A 4735-nucleotide genomic window follows, 5' to 3' on the forward strand; every position below is an offset into this window, starting at 1 on the left:
TTTCGGACACGTAATCCTGAACGCTGAACGGGGGTTCTGAACAGGGGCTGATGAGGCGTTGCTACGCCTGCTTCACGGCGATGGGCGCCTGCAGGCAGGCATTGGGGATCGCAAACGCATCGACCAGCGGCTCCGCCATAGGACGCACCTCGCTGCAGAGCGCGTTTACCTCGTGCCGTATCGCTTTGGCCTTACTCCCTTCAATGTAGTTCTGCTCCAGGAACCAGCCGCGGTCCGACTCAATCGCCTCCAGCGCGAAGAGCGTGCAGAGCATGCGGAGCACCTCGCGCACCTCGGCATCGTCGACCTCACGAATGGAGGCGTCGAACCGGTCGAAGACGATCTGTTCGGATTTTGCCTTCGCAAGCGTCACCAGATGGTCTTGCACCTCGATAAACGCGTCGTAGGTATCCATTCCGTCGCCGATACGCTTTTTGAGGCGCCGTGCAGCGGATTGCAACAGCGCTTCGCTGCGATAGCGGAATGCCTTTGCATGAAACTCCGGATCGCGCAGGTGGGCCGAGTCGGTGTTGCGTCGCACCAGCGGGTTCTTCTCGGTAAGCCGCGTGCCAAGATCCGACGCCACAAACTGCACCATATTGAAGACGTTCATATCCCGAAACTCCCGCTGGAAGTCCGATAGCAAGCCCTTCGCGACCTGCAGCAGCAGCACGGTATTGTCGCCCTCAAAGGTCGTATACACGTCGGTATCGGCCTTCAGGTCGGCGATGCGGTTTTCGGCGAGGTAGCCCTTGCCGCCACAGGCTTCGCGGGCGGTCTGTAGCACATCGGTGGTGTGCCAGGTGCTGTAGGCCTTGAGGGCATTGGCGGCCGCCTCCACATCTTCGAGCGAGTCGTCGGGGCCGCGCGCGCCGAACTGTTCCGTCAGGTTCTCCAGTGCAGCATGAATGGCATAGGTTTTCGCGAGGCGGGGCAGCAGGCGGCGCTGATGCGTGCGGTAGTCCAGAATCGGCACCTCAGGCTCGTCTTGTGGGCCAAACTGGCGCCGCCGGTTGCCGTAGCGCACCGCAATGGCGAGGCCCGACTTCGCGGCGCTGCAGGCCGACCGTGCTACGCTAATCCGACCGCCTACAAGCGTGCTCAGCATCGTAAAGAACCGGCGCCCGGCACTGGGAATATCGCTCTCGTAGGTGCCATCAGGATGCACGGTCGCGTAGCGGTCGAGCATGTTTTCGCGGGGGATGCGGACCTGGTCGAACCACACGCGTCCGTTGTCGACGCCGTTAAGCCCCATCTTCTCGCCACAGTCTTCGATGCGTACGCGCGGCTGAGGCGTGCCATTAGACCGGCGGATCGGTACGATGAAGGCATGCACGCCATAGCATTCGCCCTCTGTGTGTAGCTGAGCGAATACAGTGGCAAGGCGTCCATGCTTTGCCGCGTTACCGATCCACTCCTTGCGGGCGCCGTCGTGTGGCGTATTGATGACAAACTCCTCGGTGTCGGGGTCGTAGGTGGCCGTCGTTTCGAGATCGCGCACGTTCGAGCCATGATCAAGCTCGCTCATGGCAAAGCAGCCCGGCAGTTCGAGCGAGCCGATGTCTTCGAGGTATTCCTCGTGGTGCCGCTGGCTTCCGAGTCGGTGAACGCTGCCCCCGAAAAGGCCGAACTGCACGCCGAACTTGACGACGAGGCTCAGGTCATGATACGAGAGCGTCTCGAACGCGGCGATAAACTTTCGGATGTCGCCTTCGCCGCCGTACGCCTTCGGAAACGCGAGTGCGCCGAGCCCTTCGTTGGCAAGCAGTTTACACCAGTAGAGCACGCGCTCGCGATGCGCATCGGTGCCGAGCGACGGGTCGTAGCTGAAGACCGGGTCGGAGAGCAGCGTGCGAATACGGTTACGCAGATCGGCATGCGGTCCGTCAAGGTAGGCCTGCAGGGCGTCGGGCGAGCAGGGCAGCTGCTTCGGGGCGTCGTCTTCGGGCGACGGGCGGTCGGCACGCAGTTCGTCAACGATCTCATCGCCAGCCACGCCGAGGGTGGCCTCCAGGTCGTGCAGCGCCTGTCGCGCCTCGTCGGGCAGGCCCGGGGCGCCGTCGCCGCCCACCGACGCCATCTCGGCGCCCAGCGTAGCCAGCGAGGTGCGGCCGGACTGCGGAAGGTCGGCTGCGGCGCGCCGCAGGGCACGTCGCCACTGGTTGTACTCGGTGGCCGATGGGGGATTGGAAGGGTCGAGCCATGCTTCGATGGTCTCGCGGTGCTCTGGGGCAATCCAATCCAGCTCGTGTAACCGCTTCCGCAGCTCCTTATGCTCGGTCGGCGTAATCATGCCGTCGGCCCAGGCCACGTAGAGCAAGGGGAGCACTGCCAGCACGTCGAATGGAAGCTCATTTATTTTGGTGCGGAGGGGAGACGTTTCCATGGTAGTAAGGGCATTAGGGCAGACGGAAAATCAGCGAATGAGAAAGCAGCAGGCAATCGGCAAGCGATCAGGCAGCACGCATTGTTTCGGAGAGCTCGTGCACCGCGTCAATAAAGACACCGGCATGAGCGGGGTCGTGGTCGGGGTGCATACCGTGCCCGAGGTTGGCAATGTGGTTGTGCGGACCGAAGGCGGCCAGCATATGCTGCACCTGGCGGCGGATATCGTCGGGCGAACCGTAAAGTGCACACGGATCCAGGTTGCCCTGCAGCACAATGTCCGTGGCAACCTCCCCCCGAACCGTTTCAGGCGACATGGTCCAGTCGAGGCTGAGCGCGTCGTATCCCGCTGTAGCCAGTGCAGGCAGCGCGTACGGGGCGCCCTTGGCAAACGCGATGAACGGAACATTGGGATGCGCATCTTTCACCGCGCCGACGATAGATTCGAGGTAGGGAATGCCGAAGGTGCGATACAGTCCGGGGCCAAGCAAGCCAGCCCATGAGTCGAAGATCTGCAGCGCCTGGGCGCCGGCTTCGACCTTGCGAATCAGATAGTCGGCAATGAGCGAGGCGAGCGTATCCAACAGCTCGTGGCTGGCTTCGGGGTGCTCGTAGAGCCAGCGCCGTGCGTTGCGATACGACTTGCTTCCGCCGCCTTCAATCATATACGCCATCAGCGTCCACGGGGCTCCAGCAAACCCGATGAGCGGCACGCGCCCGTTCAGGTCAATGCGCGTCTGTGTAACGGCATCGTACACGGGCTGAAGGACGGTGTCGGCTACCGAGGGGTCGAGGCGGTTCAGCGCGTCCGGGGTTTTGAGGGGGCTCGGGAAATGCGGCCCCTTACCCGACACCATCTGCACCTCCAGTCCAAGAGCCTGCGGAATAACCAGGATGTCGGAGAAGATAATGGCTGCATCCAGCGGAAAGCGGTCGATAGGCTGGATGGTGACCTCGGAGGCGAGCTCGGGCGTGTTCACCACTTCAAAGAAGGGATGGTCGGCACGCACAGACTGGTATTCGGGCAGGTAGCGTCCGGCCTGTCGCATCATCCAGACGGGCGTGCGCTCGGTCACTTCGCCGCGGGCAGCGCGCAAGAACAGATCGTTTTTGAGTTCAGGAAAGTTGGGCATGTAAGAGAGAAAATACAGAAAACAGAGTGCGTAGGGGGGGGCGCCAGGGCTGCATGCGTGCATTAGCGAATGTCAGCGTGCCGCTCACAGGTGCTATTGCTGTATGTTAGGTTGTATGTGGGCGGGATAGCACCGGTAGAAGGTCGGAAAATGACGCTTTAGGGGGAGACCTGTACGCTACTTGCCTGCACGCAGGGTTGAATCCAAAAAAGCAAGCGTGCGCTCCCATGCGTCTTCTGCGGCTTTGGGAGCATAGCGCGACCCAGAGGGACTCGCAAACGCATGGTCGGCCCCCTCGTAGATGCGAATATCAGCGGGCACGTTGCCACGCTCCAGCTGGTCGGCGAACGCTTCTACCGTTGGCACGGGAATGCTCTCATCTGCCCCGCCAAAGATGCCAAGCACCGGCATGTTGAGAGCAGCCACAGCCTCTTCGTCGGCTTCCTCAACGGAGCCGTAGTAGATCACGGTGCCGTCCCAGCTGTCAGGGGCCTCCAGCGCGGCTTGCAGGGCCCAGTGGCCGCCAAAGCACCACCCCATGACAGCCACGCGAGGAGCGTTGCGCGTCTCAGATAGGTATTCGCGGGCGGCTTGCAGGTGGGCATGCAAGACCTCTGGACGATCCATAGCGTTTTGCATCAGCGAGGCGGCCCGTTCCGGGTCACTGGTGATTGCACCTTCGTACAGGTCTACAGCCAGCACCTGGTAGCCCCTGCTCGCGATCTGCTCAGCCATGCGCCGGATGTTTTCGTTGAGTCCCCACCACTCGTGGATGAGCACCACCGCCGGCTTCCAGTGATCATCATCATCTAAGCCCGCATAATGACCGTTCCACACGTCGCCGTCGTCGGTGGTCTTGTACGTAACCGACCCGGAGGAAATAGCAGCTTCAGGCGTGCGCACCAGCGGCGAGGGCTCCGGTGCATCGCCTTCGTGCGCTGCAGCCATATCGTCCACGTAAGACAGGCTCACGGTAGAGGGTTCCTCGGCAGAGGCGGCATCGGGGGCCTCTGACGTAGAGGTCTCTGAGGCAGACTCCCCCCCATCGACATCAGACGCTCCAGCGCATCCTCCTGCCAGCGTAGCAAGCAGCAGCACAACGGCAAAGGCAAGTGGGGAGAGCGTGCGCATGGGTCATGAGACGTTCGATGAGGAGATCGGGATAGTGTAGAAAGACACAGGAAAGCCAGCGTTCCTGCACGCCGTGGTATCCACGG

3 protein-coding genes are annotated in these 4735 nt (G+C 62.0%); all 3 read right to left on the minus strand.

Annotated elements, in window-relative coordinates:
* Nucleotides 1-61: 61 nt before the first annotated feature.
* Complete coding sequence (locus PPP56_RS11185; RefSeq protein ID WP_353564126.1) at nt 62-2386, minus strand: acyl-CoA dehydrogenase family protein; 2325 nt, start codon at nt 2384-2386, stop codon at nt 62-64.
* Nucleotides 2387-2453: 67 nt separating this feature from the next.
* Complete coding sequence (gene hemE, locus PPP56_RS11190) at nt 2454-3518, minus strand: uroporphyrinogen decarboxylase (RefSeq protein ID WP_353564127.1); 1065 nt, start codon at nt 3516-3518, stop codon at nt 2454-2456.
* 177 nt (nt 3519-3695) lie between these two features.
* Nucleotides 3696-4649 carry a dienelactone hydrolase family protein gene (locus tag PPP56_RS11195; protein WP_353564128.1) on the minus strand — a complete coding sequence of 318 codons (954 nt, stop codon included), beginning with the start codon at nt 4647-4649 and terminating at the stop codon, nt 3696-3698.
* Nucleotides 4650-4735 lie beyond the last annotated feature (86 nt).

It is taken from the genome of Longimonas sp. (assembly GCF_040409695.1).
GTDB lineage: Bacteria > Bacteroidota > Rhodothermia > Rhodothermales > Salinibacteraceae > Longimonas.

What these genes read in the sequence shown, in the direction of transcription:
- PPP56_RS11195 (WP_353564128.1), bottom strand. Translation starts at nt 4,649, where the DNA reads ATGCGCACGCTCTCCCCACTTGCCTTTGCCGTTGTGCTGCTGCTTGCT.
- PPP56_RS11185 (WP_353564126.1), bottom strand. Translation starts at nt 2,386, where the DNA reads ATGGAAACGTCTCCCCTCCGCACCAAAATAAATGAGCTTCCATTCGAC.
- hemE (WP_353564127.1), bottom strand. Translation starts at nt 3,518, where the DNA reads ATGCCCAACTTTCCTGAACTCAAAAACGATCTGTTCTTGCGCGCTGCC.